This window comes from Amycolatopsis nivea (genome assembly GCF_004522235.1).
GTDB classification, from domain to species: domain Bacteria; phylum Actinomycetota; class Actinomycetes; order Mycobacteriales; family Pseudonocardiaceae; genus Amycolatopsis; species Amycolatopsis nivea.
Window position 1 is genome coordinate 83220 of sequence record NZ_SDLT01000039.1, and the last position, 20141, is coordinate 103360.

General features: G+C 69.3%; 19 protein-coding genes and 1 riboswitch. Of the genes, 12 read left to right on the forward strand and 7 right to left on the reverse strand.

The window, feature by feature from the left end; translation table 11 throughout:
• The first annotated feature begins 60 nt into the window (after nt 1–60).
• Together ychF and EIZ44_RS34940 are read left to right on the forward strand one after the other, a co-directional pair.
• A complete protein-coding gene (gene ychF / locus EIZ44_RS34935) occupies nt 61–1143 on the forward strand; it encodes a redox-regulated ATPase YchF (protein ID WP_134733440.1) in 1083 nt (360 codons plus the stop codon).
• 59 nt (nt 1144–1202) lie between these two features.
• Nucleotides 1203–1769, forward strand: a complete 567-nt coding sequence (locus tag EIZ44_RS34940) for a hypothetical protein (RefSeq protein WP_134733442.1) — start codon at nt 1203–1205, stop codon at nt 1767–1769.
• Nucleotides 1770–1827: 58 nt separating this feature from the next.
• Here the strand turns inward: EIZ44_RS34940 and EIZ44_RS34945 are convergent, their stop codons facing one another.
• On the reverse strand, nt 1828–2418 hold the full coding sequence (locus EIZ44_RS34945; RefSeq protein ID WP_134733444.1) for an isochorismatase family protein: 591 nt from the start codon (nt 2416–2418) through the stop codon (nt 1828–1830).
• 102 nt (nt 2419–2520) lie between these two features.
• On the opposite strand from EIZ44_RS34945, the gene EIZ44_RS34950 reads away from it, so the two are divergent.
• Nucleotides 2521–3507 (forward strand): GlxA family transcriptional regulator, encoded by a 987-nt coding sequence (locus EIZ44_RS34950; protein ID WP_205673403.1) that lies wholly within the window; start codon nt 2521–2523, stop codon nt 3505–3507.
• 538 nt (nt 3508–4045) lie between these two features.
• Here EIZ44_RS34950 and EIZ44_RS34955 read toward each other — a convergent pair.
• Nucleotides 4046–4336 (reverse strand): 4a-hydroxytetrahydrobiopterin dehydratase, encoded by a 291-nt coding sequence (locus tag EIZ44_RS34955; protein WP_037816653.1) that lies wholly within the window; start codon nt 4334–4336, stop codon nt 4046–4048.
• A 24-nt stretch (nt 4337–4360) separates the two neighbouring features.
• A riboswitch (TPP riboswitch) is annotated at nt 4361–4472 on the forward strand.
• Nucleotides 4473–4503: 31 nt separating this feature from the next.
• Between EIZ44_RS34955 and EIZ44_RS34960 the strand changes: the two genes are divergently transcribed.
• Genes EIZ44_RS34960 through EIZ44_RS34970 form a run of 3 tightly spaced genes read left to right on the forward strand, consistent with a single transcriptional unit; the run spans nt 4504 to nt 8191 of the window.
• Nucleotides 4504–5571, forward strand: coding sequence for a thiamine ABC transporter substrate-binding protein (locus EIZ44_RS34960; protein ID WP_134733464.1), 1068 nt, complete (start codon nt 4504–4506; stop codon nt 5569–5571).
• Nucleotides 5547–7184, forward strand: a complete 1638-nt coding sequence (locus tag EIZ44_RS34965; RefSeq protein WP_240691503.1) for an ABC transporter permease — start codon at nt 5547–5549, stop codon at nt 7182–7184. Before EIZ44_RS34960 ends, EIZ44_RS34965 begins: the two co-directional genes overlap by 25 nt.
• A complete protein-coding gene (locus tag EIZ44_RS34970) occupies nt 7184–8191 on the forward strand; it encodes an ABC transporter ATP-binding protein (RefSeq protein ID WP_134733448.1) in 1008 nt (335 codons plus the stop codon). The genes EIZ44_RS34965 and EIZ44_RS34970 overlap by 1 nt, the downstream gene beginning before the upstream one ends.
• A 9-nt stretch (nt 8192–8200) precedes the next feature.
• On the opposite strand, the gene EIZ44_RS34975 is transcribed toward EIZ44_RS34970, so the two are convergent.
• From EIZ44_RS34975 to EIZ44_RS34985, 3 genes are read right to left on the reverse strand one after another with little or no spacing between them, the layout of a single operon-like run.
• Entirely contained in the window at nt 8201–9079 is an 879-nt protein-coding gene (locus EIZ44_RS34975; RefSeq protein WP_134667009.1) for an ABC transporter permease, read from the reverse strand.
• Complete coding sequence (locus EIZ44_RS34980) at nt 9076–10080, reverse strand: ABC transporter ATP-binding protein (RefSeq protein ID WP_134733450.1); 1005 nt, start codon at nt 10078–10080, stop codon at nt 9076–9078. The genes EIZ44_RS34975 and EIZ44_RS34980 overlap by 4 nt, the downstream gene beginning before the upstream one ends.
• Nucleotides 10077–11165: a LolA family protein gene (locus EIZ44_RS34985; RefSeq protein ID WP_134733451.1), complete on the reverse strand. Its 1089-nt coding sequence runs from the start codon at nt 11163–11165 to the stop codon at nt 10077–10079. The genes EIZ44_RS34980 and EIZ44_RS34985 overlap by 4 nt, the downstream gene beginning before the upstream one ends.
• Before the next feature lie 145 nt (nt 11166–11310).
• On the opposite strand from EIZ44_RS34985, the gene EIZ44_RS34990 reads away from it, so the two are divergent.
• The 3 genes from EIZ44_RS34990 to EIZ44_RS35000 are packed head-to-tail and all read left to right on the forward strand — an operon-like array spanning nt 11311 to nt 13768.
• Nucleotides 11311–12021 (forward strand): response regulator transcription factor, encoded by a 711-nt coding sequence (locus EIZ44_RS34990; RefSeq protein ID WP_037816645.1) that lies wholly within the window; start codon nt 11311–11313, stop codon nt 12019–12021.
• Nucleotides 12018–13343: a sensor histidine kinase gene (locus tag EIZ44_RS34995; protein ID WP_037816639.1), complete on the forward strand. Its 1326-nt coding sequence runs from the start codon at nt 12018–12020 to the stop codon at nt 13341–13343. Before EIZ44_RS34990 ends, EIZ44_RS34995 begins: the two co-directional genes overlap by 4 nt.
• Nucleotides 13344–13366: 23 nt before the next feature.
• Entirely contained in the window at nt 13367–13768 is a 402-nt protein-coding gene (locus EIZ44_RS35000; protein WP_037816638.1) for a (deoxy)nucleoside triphosphate pyrophosphohydrolase, read from the forward strand.
• Nucleotides 13769–13789: 21 nt separating this feature from the next.
• Here the strand turns inward: EIZ44_RS35000 and trpS are convergent, their stop codons facing one another.
• Complete coding sequence (gene trpS / locus EIZ44_RS35005; RefSeq protein ID WP_037816636.1) at nt 13790–14755, reverse strand: tryptophan--tRNA ligase; 966 nt, start codon at nt 14753–14755, stop codon at nt 13790–13792.
• 177 nt (nt 14756–14932) lie between these two features.
• On the opposite strand from trpS, the gene EIZ44_RS35010 reads away from it, so the two are divergent.
• The gene (locus tag EIZ44_RS35010; protein WP_043828161.1) at nt 14933–15235 is read left to right on the forward strand and encodes a YciI family protein; all 303 of its coding nucleotides are present in this window, start codon (nt 14933–14935) and stop codon (nt 15233–15235) included.
• A gap of 559 nt (nt 15236–15794) precedes the next feature.
• Here EIZ44_RS35010 and EIZ44_RS35015 read toward each other — a convergent pair.
• The gene (locus EIZ44_RS35015; RefSeq protein ID WP_134733453.1) at nt 15795–15989 is read right to left on the reverse strand and encodes a hypothetical protein; all 195 of its coding nucleotides are present in this window, start codon (nt 15987–15989) and stop codon (nt 15795–15797) included.
• Between the two features lie 187 nt (nt 15990–16176).
• On the opposite strand from EIZ44_RS35015, the gene typA reads away from it, so the two are divergent.
• Nucleotides 16177–18108, forward strand: a complete 1932-nt coding sequence (typA, locus tag EIZ44_RS35020) for a translational GTPase TypA (protein ID WP_037816632.1) — start codon at nt 16177–16179, stop codon at nt 18106–18108.
• Between the two features lie 216 nt (nt 18109–18324).
• On the forward strand, nt 18325–20055 hold the full coding sequence (locus tag EIZ44_RS35025) for an ABC transporter family substrate-binding protein (protein WP_134733455.1): 1731 nt from the start codon (nt 18325–18327) through the stop codon (nt 20053–20055).
• Nucleotides 20056–20141: the final 86 nt, after the last annotated feature.

Here is a 20141-nt window from a genome sequence, read left to right on the forward strand (position 1 = left end):
AACCGACACGACGTTACCGGGTCGGCGACGGTCCGCGCGCAGCACGTAGACTTACCGGCCGTGAGTCTCACCCTCGGTATCGTCGGCCTGCCCAACGTCGGCAAGTCCACCCTGTTCAACGCGCTGACGCGCAACGACGTGCTCGCCGCGAACTACCCGTTCGCCACGATCGAGCCCAACGTCGGCGTCGTGCCGCTGCCGGACCCGCGGCTGGACAAGCTGGCCGGGATCTTCTCGTCGGAGAAGATCGTGCCCGCCGTGGTGTCCTTTGTGGACATCGCGGGCATCGTGAAGGGCGCGTCCGAGGGCGCGGGGCTCGGCAACAAGTTCCTCGCGAACATCCGCGAGGCCAACGCGATCTGCCAGGTCATCCGCGTGTTCGACGACCCGGACGTGGTGCACGTCGACGGCCGGATCGACCCGATGTCCGACATCGAGACGATCAACACCGAGCTGATCCTCGCCGACCTGCAGACGCTCGAGAAGGCGCTGCCGCGGCTGGAGAAGGAAGCGCGCACCAAGAAGGAAGCGCGGCCGGCGCTCGAAAACGCCCAGAAGGCCAAGGAAATCCTCGATTCCGGGCGCACGCTGTTCCAGGCGCAGAAGGACGTCGACGGCGAGGCGCTGCGCGAGCTGAGCCTGCTCACCACGAAGCCATTCCTGTACGTCTTCAACGCCGACGAAGCCGTGCTCACCGACGAGGCGCGCCGCGAGGAGCTGGCGAAGCTCGTCGCCCCGGCGGACGCGGTGTTCCTGGACGCGAAGGTCGAGGCCGAGCTGCTGGAGCTGGACGACGAGGAGTCCGTGCGCGAGCTGCTGGAGTCCGTCGGCCAGCTGGAGCCAGGCCTGAACGCGCTCGCTCGCGCGGGCTTCCACACGCTCGGCCTGCAGACGTACCTCACGGCCGGTCCGAAGGAATCCCGCGCCTGGACGATCCCGCAGGGCGCGACCGCCCCGCAGGCCGCCGGCGTCATCCACACGGACTTCGAGCGCGGCTTCATCAAGGCGGAGGTCGTGTCGTTCGAGGACCTCGTCGAAGCGGGCTCGATGGCGGCCGCGCGTTCGGCGGGCAAGGTCCGCATGGAGGGCAAGGATTACGTGATGGCGGACGGCGACGTCGTGGAGTTCCGCTTCAACGTCTGACCTGGTTCGCGGCTGAGCACGGGCGCGAAATTGTCGGTCCTGGTTCGTAGGATCGGCCTATGCCCGTGCTCTTCACCCCGTCCTTGCCGGATCGCGCAGACGGAGGCCGTCTTGGTGGTGCGCCGCCCGTTGCGATCGAGGCGCATCCGCTCTTAGCGACCCACCGCTATCTGCTGACTGTTCCCGCGGCTCCCTGGGCGCTCGGCTACGAGGTTTCCGTGGTGCTGCGCAACGGATTCGACATCGGCGACATCCAGTACCCGGACATGGCGATGCGTGCGCTGGTGCACCCGCCCTCGCCGCGCGGGGAGCGGGCCGAGCTGGGGTGGCCCGGGCTTCGCTCGGCGGCGCTCTCCGAGATGCCTGATGAGGAAGACTCGATCGCGCTCGTCCAGTTCGGGGACGAGCCGGTGCTGATTCAAGACGAGCCGAGCTACGCCGACGCCGTACGTGCCGACGGGCATCAGTTTCTCTTCCAGGTCAACGAAGAAGGCTGGCCGGTCGAGGGTGAGCTCAAGGACGTCGTCGAGGAGTATCTCTGGGGCTACGGGTCGGTCTACTTCTACGGCACTCGGGGATCCGATGGGATCGTGCGGGAGGTGGTCGCGGGGTTCATCGACTTCTGACGAACCGGTCTCGGCAGGAGAAGACCCGCCGAGACCGAGACCGAAACCAGGCCGAGGTTCAGTTCAGCTCGGCAACACTCGGCACGACAACGCCGTAAAGATCCCCGATGGTCGCCAAAGCGCTGTTGTGCAGCTGATCCGCGCTGACTTCCCCAGCAGGAGTCGGCAACGGACGGGTGGCGCAGGCGTCGGCGACGACGGTCGGATGGTTGCCGCGCAGGAACGCGCCTTCGGTGGTGAACGTGACGCACATGTTGGTCATGAACCCGGCGATCACCACGTTCTTGTGCCCGGCTTCGTCAACCAGCGAACCCAGGTCGGTGTTCACGAAGGAGTTCGGCGCGCCCTTGACGACGACCGGTTCGCCTTCGACCGGGGCGACGTCCGAGTGGATGCTGCCGATCTCGGCTCGGACGTCGTACGGCGTGCCCTCGCCGCTGTCGTGGACGACGTGGATCACCTTCGCGCGGGCGGCGCGGGCTTTGGCGAGCAACTGCCGAGCCGCGGTCAGCGCCGGACGCCAGCCTTCCAGCTCCATCACGCCGCGGGTGTAGGTGTTCTGGTAGTCGACCAGGATCAGCGTCGCGTCGGCCAGCGTTGCCGGGGTCTGGTCGAGACCGTTCAGCTCCCGCAGCGTTTTCCTTGCCATGGTGGGGTTTCCTCTCGTTTCCGTTCCGCACGACCGACGCTAGACTCGGCTTCGGATGTCGGCAATGACATGCAAAGCGCAGAAACCGACATGGGGGCGCGAATGAAGAGACTGGTGGTCGTCGTTCTGTTCGACCGGATCGACCTGCTCGACGTGACCGGTCCCGCTGAGGTGTTTTCCTTGCTGCAGCGGGAAATGGACCGTCCGACGGGCTACGAGGTGGTGCTCGCCGCCGAGACGCTGGACCCGGTGACTACCTCGGCGGGAGTGCGCGTCTTGCCCGACGTGACGTTCGCTGAGCTGGGGAGAAAGGCGATCGACACGTTGATCGTGCCCGGTGCCGTGACGACGGGCGGCAAAGGCGAGGTCGTCGCTCAATGCGACCCGGCCGTGGTCGAGCAGGTGCGCAGACTGGCTGGGCGGACGCGCCGGGTGGCGTCCGTCTGCGTCGGCGCGCACATCCTGGCGGCGGCGGGGCTGCTCGACGGCAAACGCGCCACTACGCACTGGTCGACGGCCCGGCAGCTGGCCGCGGAGCATCCCGAGGTGACGGTCGACGCGGACCCGATCTTCATCCGCGACGGGTCCGTGTGGACGGGTGCCGGGCTGAGCGCCTGCCTCGATCTCGCGCTGGCGCTGGTAGCCGACGATTTCGGGCCGGAATCAGCCTCGCGGGTGGCTCGTCAGCTGGTGATGTTCCTGCGCCGGCCCGGCGGGCAGAGCCAGTTCAGCGTGTCGCTGGAACCCGCGTCCGCGACCCGGCGGGTCGACGAGCTGCGGCAGTACATCGCGGCCCACCTCGCCGATCCGCTGACGGTGTCCGACCTCGCCGCGCACGCGCATGTGACGGACCGCCAGATCACGCGCGTGTTCAAGGCGGAGCTGGGGATGACCCCTGCCGCCTACGTCGAGCACGCCAGGGTCGAGGCCGCGCGGCATCGCCTGGAGACGACCGACGAGACGTTGTCGCGGATCGCCGGGACGTGCGGGTTCGGCACGGTGTCGACGTTGAACCGGTCTTTCCGGCGGACGCTGAACACGACGCCCAGCGAGTACCGGGAGCGGTTCCGGATCGTCTCGACCGCCTGACCCTCGCCGGGGCGATTTCGGCGAACGTCCTACTCGCCCCGGTCACCCGGCAAAGATGCCCCGGTGCGGATCGTTCTCTACGCCGTCTGCGCTTCGGTCGTGGTCGGGCGCATCGGAATCGCCAGGTTCTGGTTCATCCGGATGTTCCCGCTGCCGTGAACCGGACGGGGCTCAGCCGAGCAGGCCGAGCACCACCATCGACAGGAGGACGACAGCGGTCGAGAACACCGCGACCCACGTGCGCTGTGCGGCGGTGAGCTGGGCGGATGTGCTGTTCATGGCGAGTCCTAGCGGGGCGAGTGCCGATGATTCCGCTGGGATAGCGCCTTGATCTAGCTCACTGTTACCGCTTGTGATCAAGGTCACGTCGGTTGCGCGCGGTGTGCCACAGCACGCCTCCCGCGGCGGCCACCATCAGGCCGAACGAACCCATTCCCACTACGAGTGCCTGGACCATGAGGCCTCCTTCCGTCGCGTCTGTCCGGAAGACGCGCGAAGGGGCCGTTCATGTTGCCAGGGTTGCCGACATCACACCTGGTCAGCGGGCCGCCAGTACCTCGTCGATCTGGCGGGCCAGCGCGAAATCGCGTTCGGTCAGGCCGCCGAGGTAGTGGGTGCTGAGGCGGAAGGTCAGGGTGCGCCAGCGGATGTCGATGTCCGGATGGTGGTCGGCTTCCTCGGCGAGTTCGGCCACTCGGTCCACCACCTCGATCGCCGCCGGGAAGGACGGGAGTTCGACCGTCCGCACGATGACGGCGTCCTCGCGTTGCCACTCCGGGACGGTGCCGAGGGCCTCTTCCACCGCTGAGTCGTTCAATAGCTGCGTCATCACTCCATGGTGTCGGCTACGCTGCGGCATTGCCACGGGAGTCCGGTACGCCGGGCTGAGAGGCGGGCCGTCAACCCGCGACCGTTCGCACCTGGATCCGGATCATGCCGGCGTAGGGAGGCCGTATCGCTCTCCCTCATCCGGCGCAGTGCAGGAGGGGAAGAATGATGTCGCGGACCGTCCGCACGGTGGCAGGCCTCGCCGGGGTCTCGATGCTCGCCAGCGCCTGCTCGCTGTCCAGCGGCGACTCGGGCGGGTCGTCCGCGAGCCAGGACCAGCAGACGCCGACCGTCACGCTGGTCACGCACGATTCGTTCGCCGCCCCGCAGGACGTGCTCGACGCCTTCCAGCGCCAGTCCGGGATCAAGCTCAAGATCCTCAAGTCCGGCGACGCCGGCGCGCTCACCAACAAGCTCGTGCTCACCAAGGGCAACCCGATCGGCGACGTCGCGTACGGCGTCGACAACACCTTCGCCTCCCGCGCGCTCAGCGAGGGCGTCTTCCAGCCCTACACCAGCCCGGAGGCCGACCGCGGCCCGCAGCGCTACTCCGTCGACCCGCAGCACCGGCTGGCGGCGGTCGACCTCGGCGACGTCTGCGTGAACATCGACCCGGCGTACTTCGCGAGCAAGGGCCTCCCGGAGCCGAAGAGCTACGACGACCTCGCCGACCCCAAGTACAAGGACCTGACCGTCGCGGAGAGCCCGGCCACCGCGTCGCCGGGGCTGGCCTTCCTGCTCGGCACGGTCGCGAAGTACGGCGAGAACGGCTGGCAGGGCTACTGGCAGAAGCTGAAGGACAACGGCCTCAAGACCGTCAGCGGTTGGGAGGAGGCCTACACCAAGGACTTCTCCGGCTCGTCGGGCAAGGGCCCGCGGCCGATCGTCGTGTCCTATGCCTCTTCGCCCGCCGCTGAGTTCGGCGAGGACGGCAAGCCGCGCACCAAGGCGCTGCTCGACACGTGCTTCCGCCAGGTCGAGTACGCGGGCGTGCTCACCAACGGCAAGCAGATCCCGCAGGCGCAGAAGGTCGTCGACTTCCTCTTGTCGCAGCAGTTCCAGACGACGGTCGCGGCGAACATGTACGTCTACCCGGCGCGCCAGGGCGTCGAACTGCCGGCGGGCTGGGCCACCGCGGCTCCGCTGCCGCAGGCGCCGGCCACGATGCCCGCGGACAAGGTGCAGGCTGGCCGGGAGAAGTGGATCGGGGAATGGCGCTCGCTCATGGGCGCGTGATCCCCGCGCGCACTGTCGGGCTCACGCTGCTCGGTCTGCTGCCGGTCGCGTTCCTGGTGGTGTTCTTCGCCTGGCCGGTCGTGGCGATCGTCGGCCGGGGGTTTTCCGCGGGCGGCGTCGACACGGTGCTCGGCGACCCGCAGACGTGGCGGCTCGCCGGGTTCACGCTGGCCAGCGCGGCCGCGTCGACCGTGGTCGCGGTGCTCGCCGGGCTGCCGGTGGCGTACCTCCTGGCGCGGGTGCGGCTGCCCGGGGTCGGACTCGCGCGCACGATCGTGCTGGTCCCGTTCGTGCTGCCGACGGTCGTCGTCGGCCTGGCTTTCCGGGCGATCTGGCCGGACGGCGGCGTGCTGCCGCTCGTCCTGGCCAACGCCTTCTTCAACGTCGCCGTCGTCGCGCGGACGGTCGCCGGGCTGTGGGCGCACCTCGATCCGCGAGCGACCGAAGCCGCGCGAGCGCTCGGAGCTTCGCCGTGGCGGGCATTCCGGTCGGTGACGCTGCCCGCGCTCGGCCCGGCCGTCGCGTCCGCCGCTGCGGTGGTGTTTCTGTTCTGCGCCACCAGTTTCGGCGTGGTGCTGATCCTCGGCGGCGGGAGTTACCGGACGCTGGAGACCGAGATCTACCTCCGGACGGTCGATCTGCTCGACCTCTCCGGCGCGGCAGCGTTGTCACTGATCCAGTTCGCCGCCGTGGTCGCCGCGCTGGTGCTCGGGGCGATGGCGCGCCGGAAGCGGGAGAACGCGGTGAAGCTGCGGTCCGCGCAGGTCACCGCACGTCGGCCGCGCGGCGGGGAGTGGTGGACGGTCGGTGCCGCGGTCGTGGTGCTCGGGCTGCTGCTGACGCCGATCGTCTCGCTGCTCGTCGAGTCAGCGTCCGGCTCGGACGGATGGAGCCTCGCCGGATACCGGGCGCTGAACACCGTCGGGCAGAACGACGCCTTGCAGGTCTCCGGCTGGATCGCGGCGCAGAATTCGCTTGCTGCGGCCACCGACGCGACGCTGCTGGCGATGGCCGTCGGACTGGTCGCCAGCGTCGTGCTGGTGGCGCTTCGGCGTTCGCCTGGCGGGCTCGCGCGCGGGATGGGCGAGACCATGGACGTCGCGTTGATGCTTCCGTTGGGCGTGTCCGCGGTGACCGTCGGCTTCGGCTACCTCGTGACGCTCGACGCACTGCCCGGCGACCTGCGCACGTCGCCGCTGCTCGTGCCGTTCGCGCAAGCGCTGGTGATCATGCCACTGGTGGTGCGAATGATCCTGCCGGTGCTGCGCGCGGTCGACGTCCGGTTGCGCCAGGCCGCCGCGACGCTCGGTGCGAGTCCGTTCCGGGTGTGGCGGGAGATCGACTTTCCGCTGGTCGCGCGGTCGGTGGTGGCCGCGGCGGGCTTCGGGTACGTCGTCGCGCTCGGCGAGTTCGGCGCGACCAGCTTCCTCGCCCGGCCGGACGCGCCGACGCTGCCGGTGGCCGTCGCGACGCTGATCAGCAGGCCGGGGGAGCTGAACAACCAGATGGCGTACGCCTCGTGCGCCCTGCTCATGGTGGTGACTGTGGTGGCGGTGGCGTTGATCGACCGGTTCGGCTCGGTCCGCGGCCGCAGCACAGTCGGGGAGTTCTGATGGCGTTAACGGTACGGGATCTGACTGTCCACTATGGATCGTTCGCCGCGGTCCGCGACGCGAAGCTGGACATCGCCGACGGCGAGGTGCTCGCATTGCTCGGACCGTCCGGTTCGGGCAAGTCGACGCTGCTGCGCGCGATCACCGGGTTGGAGCCGGTGTCGTCCGGTTCGGTGTCGTGGGACGGTACCGATCTCGCCGCGGTGCCGGTGCACAAGCGCGAATTCGGTCTGGTGTTCCAGGACGGACAGCTGTTTCCGCACCGAGACGTCGCCGCGAACATCGCGTTCGGCCTGCGGATGCACGGCGTGCCCCGTGAACGGCACGCGGCACGCGTCGAGGAACTGCTCAAGCTTGTCGGCCTGGAAGGTTACGAACGGCGACGGGTGACCGAGTTGTCCGGTGGGCAGGCGCAGCGGGTCGCGTTGGCTCGTGCGCTGGCTCCGGAACCGCGCTTGCTGCTGCTGGACGAGCCGCTGTCCGGATTGGACGCTGGCCTCCGCGAGCAACTGGCGATCGACCTGGCGGATCTGTTGCGGCGCAGCAAGATCACCGCGCTGCTGGTGACGCACGATCAGGAGGAAGCGTTCACGCTCGCCGATCGTGTGGCGGTGCTCGACGCCGGGGAAATCCGGCAGGAGGGCGCGGTCCGGTCGGTGTGGAACAAGCCGGTGGACGACGACGTGGCGCGCTTCCTCGGCGTCACGACGTTCCTGGACGGCGAAGCGGCCGACGGCGTGGTGCGGACCGAACTGGGCGCCGTCGAACTCTCCGGAGTGGACGACGGCCCGGTGAGGCTCGGACTGCGCCCGCACGGCTTGAAAGTGTCCGCCGAAGGGGTGCCCGGCGAAGTGACCGCCGCGGTGCACCGACGCGAGCATCTGCGGCTCGTCGTCCGGTGCGGAGAGTCCACTGTGGACGCGATCGCGCCGGCCGGGGCGGATTTCCGGGCGGGCGATCCCGTCCGGCTCGAACCGGATCCGGACGGGATCGCCGTGGTGGGCTGAACCCCCAGGTCAGCCGTCTCGGGTGACGAGGCGTCCGTAGGCCAGCGACAGGCCGACCACGATGTAGCAGGCCGCGCGGACCGCGCCCTCGCCGAACGTCGTCAGCATCATCGGATCCTGGAGCACCGCCGCCGGGGCGATCGTCCAGTCCTTGGTGAGCAGGAACGGGTGCAGCCACTTCAGCGAGCTGAGGAAGCCGAGGATGGTGAAGACGATGTTCATGGCCAGCACCGAGGCGACCACGAGCATCGGGTGCTCGGTCCAGCTCGACACCGCCAGCGCGACCGCGCCGACCGCCCACAGCTGCAGCACGATCCAGCCGCCGACGAGCAGGATCCGCAGCAGCGCCTCGCCGAGCGACAGGGTCGTGCCCGACAGCGTGAACAGCGAATCCGTGCCGTTGATGATCAACCCGGTGATCACACCGGTCACGCACATCGAGAGCACCGCGACCACGGACACCGTCGCCACGCCGAACGCCTTGACCGCCAGCAGCCGTCCCCGGCTCACCGGCGCGATGAGCCAGCCGCGCAGCGTGCCGTGCGCGGCCTCGCCGGCGATCGCGTCCGCACCGGCCATCGCGGAGGCGAGCGGCAGCAGCAGCGTGAGCGTCAGGACCATCGCGGCGATCGGCAGCACGAACGCGTTGTTCACCGCGGACGCCAGCAGCGCGCCGCCGCTGTCGTCCGGCGCGTCGCTCCCGGAGCTCTCGCCGACCAGCGTGAGGCCGATCCCGACGACGATCGGCACCAGCGCCAGCAGCCCCAGCACGGCGAGCGTGCGCGGCCTGCGGAAGATCCAGCGCAGTTCCGCGGCGAACAGCCGGAACAACGGCACCGTGTCGTGCCCGGTCCGGCTCACCGGAACGGCGACCGCAGCGGTAGTCATGCGTCCCCCTCGGATTCGTCGCCAGCCGCCGATTCCCCTTCGGTCAGCCGCGCGAACAGGTCTTCCAGCCCGGTCCGCGCCCGGGTCGCCTCGTGCACCTCGACCCCCGCTTGCACGAGCACCTGCAGCACTCGCGGCGCGGCCGTCGCGGTGAGGTCGACGCGGACGCCGTCCGGGGTCAGCCGGGCCCCGATCCGGTTCTCCCGCAACGTTTCCACCGCGTGCTCGGCGTCCGGGGTGCGCACCAGCAGCGCGGCGTTCCCGGACTCCAGCAGATCGGCCAGTTCGCCCTGGGCGACCACCGTGCCGGACTGCAGCACCGCCACGTGCGTACAGGTCGCTTCCACTTCGGCCAGCAGATGCGAGGACACCACCACGGTCACGCCGTCGGCGTGCAGATCGGCGATGATACGGCGGATCTCCCTGGTACCCGCCGGATCCAGCCCGTTGGTGGGTTCGTCGAGCACGACCATCCGGCGCGGCACCAGCAACGCGCTGGCCAACCCGAGCCGCTGCTTCATGCCGAGCGAATAGCCCTTGTAGCGGCGGCGCGCGGCGGCGGAGAGCCCGACCCGGTCCAGCGCGGCGTCGACCGCGCCGGGGATCGCGGACGACGCCAGCCGCGGTTCGGCCGCGGCGAACCGCAGCAGGTTGTCGCGTCCGGACAGGAACGGGTGGAAGCCCGGCCCCTCGACCAGCGCGCCGACGTCCGGCAGAGCGTGCGCGGATTCCTCCGGCATCTTCCGGCCGAGCAGTTCGACCTCGCCGGCGGTCGGGCGGACGAGCCCGAGCAGCATCCGGATCGTGGTCGTCTTGCCCGAACCGTTGGGTCCGAGCATGCCGAGCACGGCGCCCTCGGGAACGTCCAGGTCCACGTGGTCCACCGCGACTGTGCCGCGGTAGACCTTGCGCACCCCTCGGGTGCGCGCGGCCAGCGGGACCGCCGGGGCGGGCGCCTCCTCGGAGACGCCCGCCCCGGTTTCGACCGCGGTGCTGGTCACTTGGCGCCCAGCGCTTCGTAGAGGACCTGCTCCGGGACCGCGCCGGCGGCGAACCGGCCGTCGTCGGTCAGGACCGCGCCGCCCACCTTCGTGGTGAAGAGGTAGCCGCTGCCCCACGGGCCGTTGACCCGCTTGGCGAACCGGCTCAGCATCTTCTGCACGTCAGGACCCTTTTCCTGGCCCTGCGCCTGCTGCTTCGCCTGCATCAGGTCCGCGGGCACCTTGCCGGTGACGACGGTGTCCCAGCCGTCGCCGACGAGCTTGGTGTCCTGCTTGGCCTCGTTCGCCAGCGCCTTGTCGCGCTCGTCGATCTTGGCCTGCTTCTCGGTCACCTTCGCGCCCTTGGGCGGGGTGAAGGCGAACAGGTCGGCCGGCTGTCCGGCGAACTCGATCTTGCTGAACGCCAGCTCCAGCGCCGGGGCGGTGGTTCCGTTGCTCAGCACCGAAAGCCGCAGCGGCATCCGGGTCTGCGAGTCGACCGCGACGCGGATCTCGCGCAGCAGCGTGCGTTCGGTCGGCTTCGGCGTGAGGACCAGCTCGTACGCCGGCCGGTCGGCGACCGTGGCCGTGCCGTCGACCGCGACGTTGCTGCTCTCGCGCACCTTGGCCAGCAGCTGCTTGGCCGCGGTAGCCGGGTCGGGGGACTGGCCCTCGACCGGCTGGTGCTTGGTCGCGACGTCCGCCGGGATGGTGGTCTTGGTCGCGCTGTTGGTCTTGGAGTCGTAGTCCCACACGGTGTTGCCGTTGTGGACGATCGTCTCCTGCGTCTGCCCCTTGGTCAGCGACACCTTCGTCTTGCCCGCGCCGTCGCTGAACACCTGCGCCGAGTCGATGCCGAGCGCGCTCGCCCCCGGGACCGCGCCGGTCGCCATTTTCGGCAGGCCGAGGTCGTTGCTCACCGTCACCGTGCCGTCGAACGGCGCGGGCTTCGCGGCGACCACCGACTGGACCAGTTCCTCCGCGCTGACCTGAGGCAGCTTCGGCGCGTCCCCCGCCGAGGCAGGCATCGCCACCACGACCAGTCCGCCCACGCCGAGCGCGGTGCCGACGACGGCCGCGGTGATGGCCTTCTTCTTCGGATCCATCTCGTCTCTCCCTGTGTTCCCGGGCTTTGGCGGGCCCGGCTCCCGGTGCAGACGTTCCACTGCCGAGGCTGAGATACCCCTGAATGTTCGGCCCGTTCAGCTGAGATGGCACTGAGAGTACGCGCGTCAACTGCACAAACCGGCCATGATGAGGATCGTGAAACCTCGGGTGCTGGTGGTCGACGACGAACCTGGTGTGCGCAAGGCGCTGCAGCGCGGCCTGCGCGCGGAGGACATGGACGTGGTCACCGCCGCGGACGGGCCGACCGGGCTGCAGCTCGCGCGCACCGGTTCGTTCGACGTAGTGCTGCTGGACATCATGCTGCCCGGCTTGTCCGGCTACCGCGTGCTGGAACGGCTGCGCGCGGAGAACGTGACCACGCCGGTGCTGCTCGTGTCCGCGAAAGACGGCGAGATCGACCAGGCCGACGGCCTCGACCTCGGCGCGGACGGCTACCTCGTGAAGCCGTTTTCGTTCGTCGTGCTGGTCGCGCAGGTGCGGGCAGTGCTGCGTCGTGCCGGGCCGGACGCGTCGCGCGGCGCGCTGAAACTCGGCGCGCTGGAGGTCGACCGGGCGCTGCGGCAGGTGCATTGGAACGGTCAGGACGTGCCGTTGAGCCCGCGCGAATTCGGCTTGCTGGAGGTGCTCGTCGGGCGCGCGGGGACGGTCGTGACGAAGGACGAGCTGCTGCGCGCGGTGTGGGGCGAGGAGCAGGCCGTCACGCGGAATCTCGTTGAGGTGTATGTGGGTTACGTGCGGCGCAAGCTCGACGCGGTCGGCGCGGGTTCGATCCTGCGGACGGTGCGCGGGCACGGCTATCTCGCCTCCGACGACCAGCTTGACGAGGTCAGGTGACCGGCTCGCCGTCGTCGTGGTGGGGCCGCCGGTCGCTGCAGGTCCGGATCACCGTGCTGGCCGCGGCGATCACCCTCGGCTGCCTGCTGGGCCTCGCCGCGCTGGCGGCGAACAAGCTCGACCCGCTGCTCACGGATTCGGTCGACGAGGAGCTGTCGGCCGCGCTCGTCCCGGCGACCAGTGCGGTTTCCGCCGGGACGCCGCTCGCCGCGGCGGACCCGGTGACGGTGCGGGTGCTGGACATCGCCGGGAATCCGGTGGACGGCCAGGCGCGGCCGAAGCTGACCGGCCAGGAGGTCTCGCAGCTCAAGGCGGGGTTGCCGGTGCAGTCGGACGGATCGCGCTGGCGCGGCCAGGTGGTCAGCGCGCCGAACGGCAGCCAGCGGCTGGTCGTCGCCGGGGCCGGGCTGGTCGGGTTCGCCGCCGCGGTGCATTACGGCGGGTTGTGGCTGGTCGTGGTCGCGCTGGTCGGTGCGCTGGTGGCAGCGCTGGCGACCTGGCTGGTCGTGCGGCTCGCGCTGCGGCCGGTGGCGCGGATGCGCGGTCTGGTGCGTGCGCTGCCGCCGGGTTCGCGGCTGCCGCTGCCGACGTCGCACGACGAAATGCGCGCGCTGGCCGAGGAATTCAACGCGCTGCTCGAACGCCAGGAGGAGGTCAGCCAGCGGCTGCGTCGATTCACCGGCGACGCGGCGCACGAGCTGCGGTCACCGGTCGCGTCGATCCGGGTGCAGGCCGAGGTGGCGGTGACGAATCCTGATCCGGAACTGTCGCAGGAGACGCTCTCGGACATCCTCGAGGAGTCGGAACGGCTGTCCGGCCTGCTCGACGGCCTGCTCGCACTGGCTCGTTCCGACGCTGGCGAGGTGCCGCCCGCGGAACCGGTCGAGGTGGTGTCCGAGGTCCGCGCGGCGGTGCGCCGGTTGCCGTCCGGGGCGCCCGACACGCGGGTGAGCAGCGCGGTGGCGCAGGCCTGGGCGTCGGCGGCGCACCAGGAGGTCGAGCTGGTGCTGGACAACCTGCTGCGCAACGCTTGCCGGTACGCGTCCGGGCAGATCGTGGTGTCCGTGCTGGCCTCGCGCTCGAAGGTGCGGGTCGTGGTGGACGACGACGGTCCGGGCATCGCGCCCGAGCACCGGAGCAAGGTGTTCGACCGGTTCTACCGGGTGTCGGACGACCGGGCGCGCTCGTCCGGCGGAACCGGCTTGGGCCTGGCGATGGTCGCCGAAACCGTGCGCCGTCGCGGCGGCAACGTACGGGTCGGCGAATCGCCGGACGGCGGCGCGCGGTTCGAGGTCACCTGGCGGGCGGGCGCGGACCGGTGAATCCGGTGGGGGAGACTGAGCGCATGGACGCGGTCATCGTCGGGGCGGCACTGGTGCGCGACGGCAAGCTTCTTGCCCAGCAACGGGCTTGGCCGCCGCATCACGCCGGCCAGTGGGAACTGCCGGGCGGGCGCGTCGAGGAGGGCGAGACCGAGGCCTTCGCGCTGGCCAGGGAATGCCATGAGGAACTGGACGTGGTGGTCACTGTCGGCGACCGGGTCGGCCCGGAAATCCCGCTGCCAGGCGGAAAAGTGCTGCGCGTGTACTCCGCCGCGCTGCTGTCCCCTGGCGACGAGCCGCGCGCGGTCGAACACACCGCACTGCGCTGGGTCGGACACGACGAACTGAACGAACTGGACTGGCTCCCCGCGGACCGGGACCTGCTGCCCGCGCTGAGCGCTCTCGTGAGTGCTGGCTCTCAGTAGAACCAGCACTCACGAGGCCCTTCAAGCAGCCCCGACCATCCGCAGCGCCGCCGACACCCGGTGCGAACTGCGATCGATCGCCCGCTCCGCCCCCGCCTTGCGCACCCGCTCCAGCTCGGCGACGTCGTCCAGCAACGCGCGCGTGCCCTCCCGCACCGGACGCAATTCCTCGATCACCGCGTCCGCGACAGCGTCCTTGAGCACGCCGTACGACGGATACTTCTCGGCTAGCTCGGCCGGATCACCGCCCCCGCACGCAGCCAGGATCTCGAGCAGGTTCGAGATCCCCGGCCGATTCTCCGGGTCGTAAACCGGCACCGAATCACCGTCGGTGCGCGCCTTGCGAATCTTGCGCCGCACCTGATCCGGCTCGTCCAGCACGAACACCACCCCGGCGGAATCCTGCGCGGACTTCGACATCTTCCGCGTCGGCTCAGCGAGGTCCTTCACCCGAGCCCCGGCAGGCGGCAACGTCGCCTCCGGAATGACGAACACCTCGCCGTAGGTGGAGTTGAACCGCCGGGCAAGCGTGCGAGCCAACTCGACATGCTGCCGCTGATCCTCGCCGACCGGCACTTCATCCGCCCCCTGCAACAGGATGTCGGCCGCCATCAGCACCGGATAAGTCAGCAAACTGAGCCGCACTCCGGCCTGCCCCTTGGATTTCTCCTTGAACTGGATCATCCGCGCCGCCTCGCCGTACGAGCAAGTGCACTCCAGCACCCACGTCAGCGCCCCGAGCTCCCGGGCAAGATCGGACTGCACGAACACCCGCTCCGGCGCGATTCCCGCAGCCACCAGCACGGCAAGCTGCTCCGTCGCCAACGACCGCAACTTCGCCGGATTGTGCGCGGTAGTCATCGCATGCAGGTCAGACACGAAATACAGATCGTCCGGCCCGCCTTCCGCAGCCCACCGCCGCAACGCGCCGAGGTGGTTGCCGAGCTGAACGTGACCGGACGGAGTGATGCCGGACAACTGGACCATTGGATTTTCCCTCTCCCTTGGATGTTCGCCCCCGGGAGCAGGCACAAAAAAAGCCGCCCACCGGGGCGGCCTTCGCTGGTTTTTCAGCGCAGAGCTTCAGGGCCGCCAACGGGCGGCCACCACTGAGTGCTCTGGAAACGCATGCGACGAGCCTAGCACCGGACTACGGTTCGAACCATGTTCGTCGTCGTGCTCACGTACATCGTTCCGCTAGAGGAAATCGACCGCGCCCTGCCAGCGCACAACGAGTGGCTCACGAAGCAGTACGAAGACGGCCACTTCCTGGCCTCCGGAGGCCAACGCCCCCGCACCGGCGGCGTGCTGATCACCCGCCCCATGGAACGCGCACAGCTGGACGCGATCCTGGCCACCGACCCCTTCGCGATCGGCCAGCTGGCCACCTACGAAATCATCCACTTCCAGCCCACCAGGACGGCCCCCGAACTGAACCTGGTGAACGAACTCTTGGACAAGAACTAGCGAATTCCGTGAGGGCCACCCTCACAGCCGCTAATTCCCGTCGCGCCCCGCGGCTGGTCCGTGAGGGGCTCCTTGAGGGACTTAGATTCCCTGAAGGAGCCCTTCACGGCTGTTTGGCGTACGTGAGGGCCACCCTGAGGGAATCTGATTCCGTGAGGGTTCCCCTCACGACCCGCTCGCCGACCCCGCGCCCGTCCGGTGCCTGCTCGGGAAGCGCCCCAATGCCACATTGGTTGCGTCACATGCACCGAACGCCACATTGGGTGCGTCGCATGCACCCAATGCCACATTGGGGCGCAAGCCCCGCCGCGGACGAAGCCGCCGCCGGTGCACTCAACTGTCGGTGCACCCAGCCCTCCCCCGCACCCCGATACGAAGCTCTCCTGCGGTCTGGGGTGGCTTGTCAAGGCATCTTTCCCGCCTTGACAAGCCACCCCAGACCGTCAGCACAATCAAGCTTCGGGGTGCCCCACCGCACTACCCAAGAGCAACGTCGCCGCCAGGCGACGNACCCAAGAGCAACGTCGCCGCCAGGCGACGAGCCGAAGACCAACCGGGATCAAGCAGCCTTAGCCACCTGCTTCTGAGCCTTCTTCAACGCCAAAACCGGACACTTCTTACACCGATCCTTAGACCGGCAGCACTTCTTCTTGACCTTCCCGGCCTTCATCAACTTCCGCACCACAGCCCGAGGATCGTCCGCGCCCTTTTTCCCCACCGCGCACTCCTCAAACCGGCCGTCAAGAACACCCATCAGGTTAGGTGAGCCTAACCGATCATAGGGCGTGGCGCTCCTCACACCAACCCAACAGGTATCCTGATTGAAGTCCGCGTGTGGCCAAAGCCGGTCAGCGAGAGCCGGTCGCTGTGTCCGGTGCCCGTCATCCCGTCCGCCGCGCGGTGCCACCCGCCTTTATTCTTCGAAGTTCAGGAGTCTTCGCGTGCCCGCAGCCAGCGCCACCGCGGTCGAAACCGGCCGCGCGTCCGGCAAGACCCGGCCCGACCTGCGCAACGTCGCGATCGTCGCCCACGTCGACCACGGCAAGACGACCCTGGTCGACGCCATGCTCCGCCAGTCCGGCGCCTTCGCCGAACGCGCCGAGCTGGTCGACCGCGTGATGGACTCCGGTGAGCTCGAGCGGGAAAAGGGCATCACCATTCTCGCGAAGAACACCTCGATCCACCGCCAGACCCCCGAGGGCACGGTCACCATCAACGTGATCGACACCCCGGGCCACGCCGACTTCGGCGGCGAGGTCGAGCGCGGCCTCTCCATGGTCGACGGCGTCGTGCTGCTGGTCGACGCGAGCGAGGGCCCGCTCCCGCAGACCCGCTTCGTGCTGCGCAAGACGCTCGAGGCGAAGCTGCCGGTGATCCTGCTGGTCAACAAGGTCGACCGGCCGGACGCGCGGATCTCCGAGGTCGTCGAGGAGACCCACGACCTGCTGCTCGACCTGGCCGGCGACATCGAGGACGCCGACCTCGACGCGATCCTCGACCTCCCGGTCGTCTACGCCTCCGCGCGCGCCGGAAAGGCGTCGCTCGAGCAGCCCGAGGACGGCGGCCTTCCCGACAGCGAGAACCTCGACCCGCTGTTCGAGACCCTGCTCCAGCACGTCCCGGCCCCGGCCGCGGACCTGGATGCCCCGCTTCAGGCGCTGGTCACGAACCTCGACGCGTCGAACTTCCTCGGCCGCATCGCGCTGATCCGCATCCACGCCGGCAAGCTGCGCAAGGGCCAGACCGTGGCCTGGATGCGCGAGGACGGCACCGTGCAGAACGTCCGGATCTCCGAGCTGCTCGTCACCGAGGCGCTCACCCGCGTCCCGGCGTCCGAGGCCAGCGCCGGCGAACTGGTCGCGATCGCGGGCATCCCGGACATCACCATCGGCGACACCCTCGCCGACGCGGAGAACCCCGTCGCGCTGCCCCGGATCACCGTCGACGAGCCCGCCATCTCGATGACCATCGGCGTCAACACCTCGCCGCTGGCCGGGCGCAACGGCGGCGACAAGGTCACCGCGCGGCTGGTCAAGGCCCGCCTCGACCAGGAACTGATCGGCAACGTCTCGATCCGCGTCCTGCCCACCGAGCGCCCGGACACCTGGGAGGTGCAGGGCCGCGGCGAGCTGGCGCTGGCCATCCTGGTCGAGCAGATGCGCCGCGAGGGCTTCGAGCTCACCGTCGGCAAGCCGCAGGTGGTCCTGCGCACGATCGACGGCAAGCTGCACGAGCCGTTCGAGCGCCTGTACATCGACTCGCCCGAGGAGCACCTCGGCGCGATCACGCAGCTGCTCGCGTCCCGCAAGGGCCGCATGGAGGACATGAGCGGCAACGGCACCGGCCGGATCAAGCTGGTCTACGTGCTCCCGTCGCGCGGCCTCATCGGCTTCCGCACCGACTTCCTCACCGAAACCCGCGGCACCGGCATCGCGAACCACGTGTTCGAGGGCTACTTCCCGTGGGCGGGCGAGATCCGCACCCGGCACAGCGGCTCCTTGGTCGCCGACCGGTCCGGCCCGATCACCGCGTACGCGATGATCCAGCTCGCCGACCGCGGCACGTTCTTCGTCGAGCCCGGCGCGGAGGTGTACGAGGGCATGGTCGTGGGCGAGAACCCGCGGTTCGAGGACCTCGACATCAACATCACCAAGGAAAAGAAGCTCACCAACATGCGGCAGTCCTCGGCCGACGTGATGGAGACGCTGGCCCGCCCGCGCAAGCTCAGCCTCGAAGAGGCGCTGGAGTTCTGCGCGAGCGACGAATGCGTCGAGGTCGCGCCGGAGGTCGTGCGGGTCCGCAAGGTCACGCTCGACATCAACACCCGCGCCAAGGAGCGCTCGCGGGCCAAGAGCCGCGACAACAACAGCTGAACCTCTCGCAGGTGAAAAAGGGCGCCTCCCGTTCCCGGGAGGCGCCCTTTCGCGTGAACCCCGGCAGCGGTTCGTGCGTCCACTCTTATGGCGGTATCCACTCCGGTGTCACGGAGAGGCGGCCGATGTGGGAATCTCGATGCCGGCCCCCGCCCTGGCGTGGCAGCATGTCCGCTCGGACCACGGAGCGCGGCGGGAACTTTCAGGAGGACGAGCGTGCGATTCGGACGCCGGCTTGCGCCGGTCTTGGCGCTGGCGGGAGTACTGCTCGCCGCGTGTTCGAACACCCCGCCGCCCCCGGTGGTCACGTCGGCCCCGCCGTCGAGCACGACCAGCGCGGCGTCGTTGTCGCAGATCGTGGTCGGCGTGGACGACGTGGTCGGCGGCTACAACCCGCACAGCATCGCGGACTCGTCGACGATCACCACCGCGCTGTCGCAGCTGCTGCTGCCCTCGGTGTTCCGCCAGTCCGACGACGGCACGCGCACGCTCGACAAGACGCTGATGGTCTCCGCCGAGGTCGTCTCGCAGGTGCCGTTCACGGTCAAGTACGTGATCCGCCCGGACGCCTCGTGGTCCGACGGCGCCCCGATCGCCACCGAGGACTTCATCTATCTCGCCAACGCGATGAAGACGAACCCCGGCGTGATCGACCCGGCCGGGTACCGGCTGATCTCGGACATCGAATCCCGCGACGGCGGCAAGGGCGTCGAGGTCACCTTCAGCAAGCCGTATCCGGCCTGGCAGACGCTGTTCGACAACCTGCTGCCGCAGCACCTGCTCAAGGACTCGCCCGGCGGCTGGACGAACGCCCTCGCGACGAGCTTCCCCGCGGTAGCCGGACCGTTCGCGATCAAAACGATCGACACCGCTCGCGGCGAAGCGACCCTCCAGCGCAACGACCGGTACTGGGAAAAGCCGGCCGCGGTCGACACCCTGATCCTGCGCCGCTCCGACGCGTCCGGCATCGCGACCGCGCTGCGCAGCGGCAACGACCAGTTCTCCTTGACCCGCACCGATTCCACCGGCCTGCAGCTGCTGAACGACCTGGGCTCGGCGGTCAAACTGCACACGGTGCCGCGTCCGCTGACCGCGTCGGTGCTGCTGCGCCCGGTGAGCGCGACGCTGTCCGACCCCCAAGTCCGCGCGGGCATCGCCGCGCTGGTGGACCGCGGAAAGCTGATCACGACCGGGGCGAAGGGCGGCCCGTCCGCGACGCTCAAAGCGGACGCCCAGGTACTCCCGCCTTCAGCGAATGGATACGCCCCCACCATTCCGGCCGGCCCGCCCGCCGCACCGGACGCGACCAAGGCCGAGCAGTACTTCACCGCCGCCGGGTACAAGAAGGAAGCCGGCGTGTGGCGCAAGGGAAACAAGACGCTGTCGATCGTGCTCGCGTCGCCCGGCGAACAGGAACCGTACGCGTCGATCGCGAAGGAACTGGCGTCGGAGCTGGTCGCGGGCGGCATCGAGGTCAACCAGATCAAACCGCAACCGCGTGATCTGTATTCGTCCCTGCTGGCAATGCCGGTGGTGAACGGGAAACAGCAGGCGAGCCCGGACTCGAACAGCACCGTCGGCGTCGACATCGCCGTCGTGGGCCAACCCGTCGGCGGCGACCCGGCGACGGTGCTGGCCTCCAGCTACGGCTGCGCCCCGGAACCCGCGCCGGTGGACAAGACGAAGCCCGTGATCCCGGCGAATCCCGCGGGAATGTGCGACCAGAGCCTGCAGGCGACGATCGACTCCGCCCTGACTGGTTCGGCGACGATCGCCGACTCGCTCAAGACGCTGGAACCGCAGCTGTGGTCCCAAAACGTCGTGATCCCGCTGTTCCAGGAAGCCGAGACTTTGGCGGTGGGCAAGGGGATTTCCGGCCTGACACCCGGTCCGCCGATGCAGGGGCCCTTCGGCTCGGCGGTGAACTGGACCCGCGGCGCGACCTGATCCGGTACGCGCTGCTTCTCCGCTCCTCCTGACGTCCGTGAAGGGCTCCTTGAGGGAATCAGACCTGGATCCACCGAGTCTCTGTT

Bases quoted from the DNA above. Each gene is read 5' to 3' on its own strand.
- EIZ44_RS34985 (WP_134733451.1), bottom strand. From the start codon at position 11,165: ATGGATCCGAAGAAGAAGGCCATCACCGCGGCCGTCGTCGGCACCGCG.
- EIZ44_RS35015 (WP_134733453.1), bottom strand. From the start codon at position 15,989: ATGGGTGTTCTTGACGGCCGGTTTGAGGAGTGCGCGGTGGGGAAAAAG.
- EIZ44_RS35010 (WP_043828161.1), top strand. From the start codon at position 14,933: ATGTTCGTCGTCGTGCTCACGTACATCGTTCCGCTAGAGGAAATCGAC.
- EIZ44_RS35000 (WP_037816638.1), top strand. From the start codon at position 13,367: ATGGACGCGGTCATCGTCGGGGCGGCACTGGTGCGCGACGGCAAGCTT.
- EIZ44_RS34990 (WP_037816645.1), top strand. From the start codon at position 11,311: ATGATGAGGATCGTGAAACCTCGGGTGCTGGTGGTCGACGACGAACCT.
- EIZ44_RS34975 (WP_134667009.1), bottom strand. From the start codon at position 9,079: ATGACTACCGCTGCGGTCGCCGTTCCGGTGAGCCGGACCGGGCACGAC.
- EIZ44_RS34960 (WP_134733464.1), top strand. From the start codon at position 4,504: ATGTCGCGGACCGTCCGCACGGTGGCAGGCCTCGCCGGGGTCTCGATG.
- EIZ44_RS34955 (WP_037816653.1), bottom strand. From the start codon at position 4,336: ATGACGCAGCTATTGAACGACTCAGCGGTGGAAGAGGCCCTCGGCACC.
- EIZ44_RS34945 (WP_134733444.1), bottom strand. From the start codon at position 2,418: ATGGCAAGGAAAACGCTGCGGGAGCTGAACGGTCTCGACCAGACCCCG.
- EIZ44_RS34950 (WP_205673403.1), top strand. From the start codon at position 2,521: ATGAAGAGACTGGTGGTCGTCGTTCTGTTCGACCGGATCGACCTGCTC.
- trpS (WP_037816636.1), bottom strand. From the start codon at position 14,755: ATGGTCCAGTTGTCCGGCATCACTCCGTCCGGTCACGTTCAGCTCGGC.
- EIZ44_RS34970 (WP_134733448.1), top strand. From the start codon at position 7,184: ATGGCGTTAACGGTACGGGATCTGACTGTCCACTATGGATCGTTCGCC.
- EIZ44_RS34965 (WP_240691503.1), top strand. From the start codon at position 5,547: ATGGCGCTCGCTCATGGGCGCGTGATCCCCGCGCGCACTGTCGGGCTC.
- EIZ44_RS34940 (WP_134733442.1), top strand. From the start codon at position 1,203: ATGCCCGTGCTCTTCACCCCGTCCTTGCCGGATCGCGCAGACGGAGGC.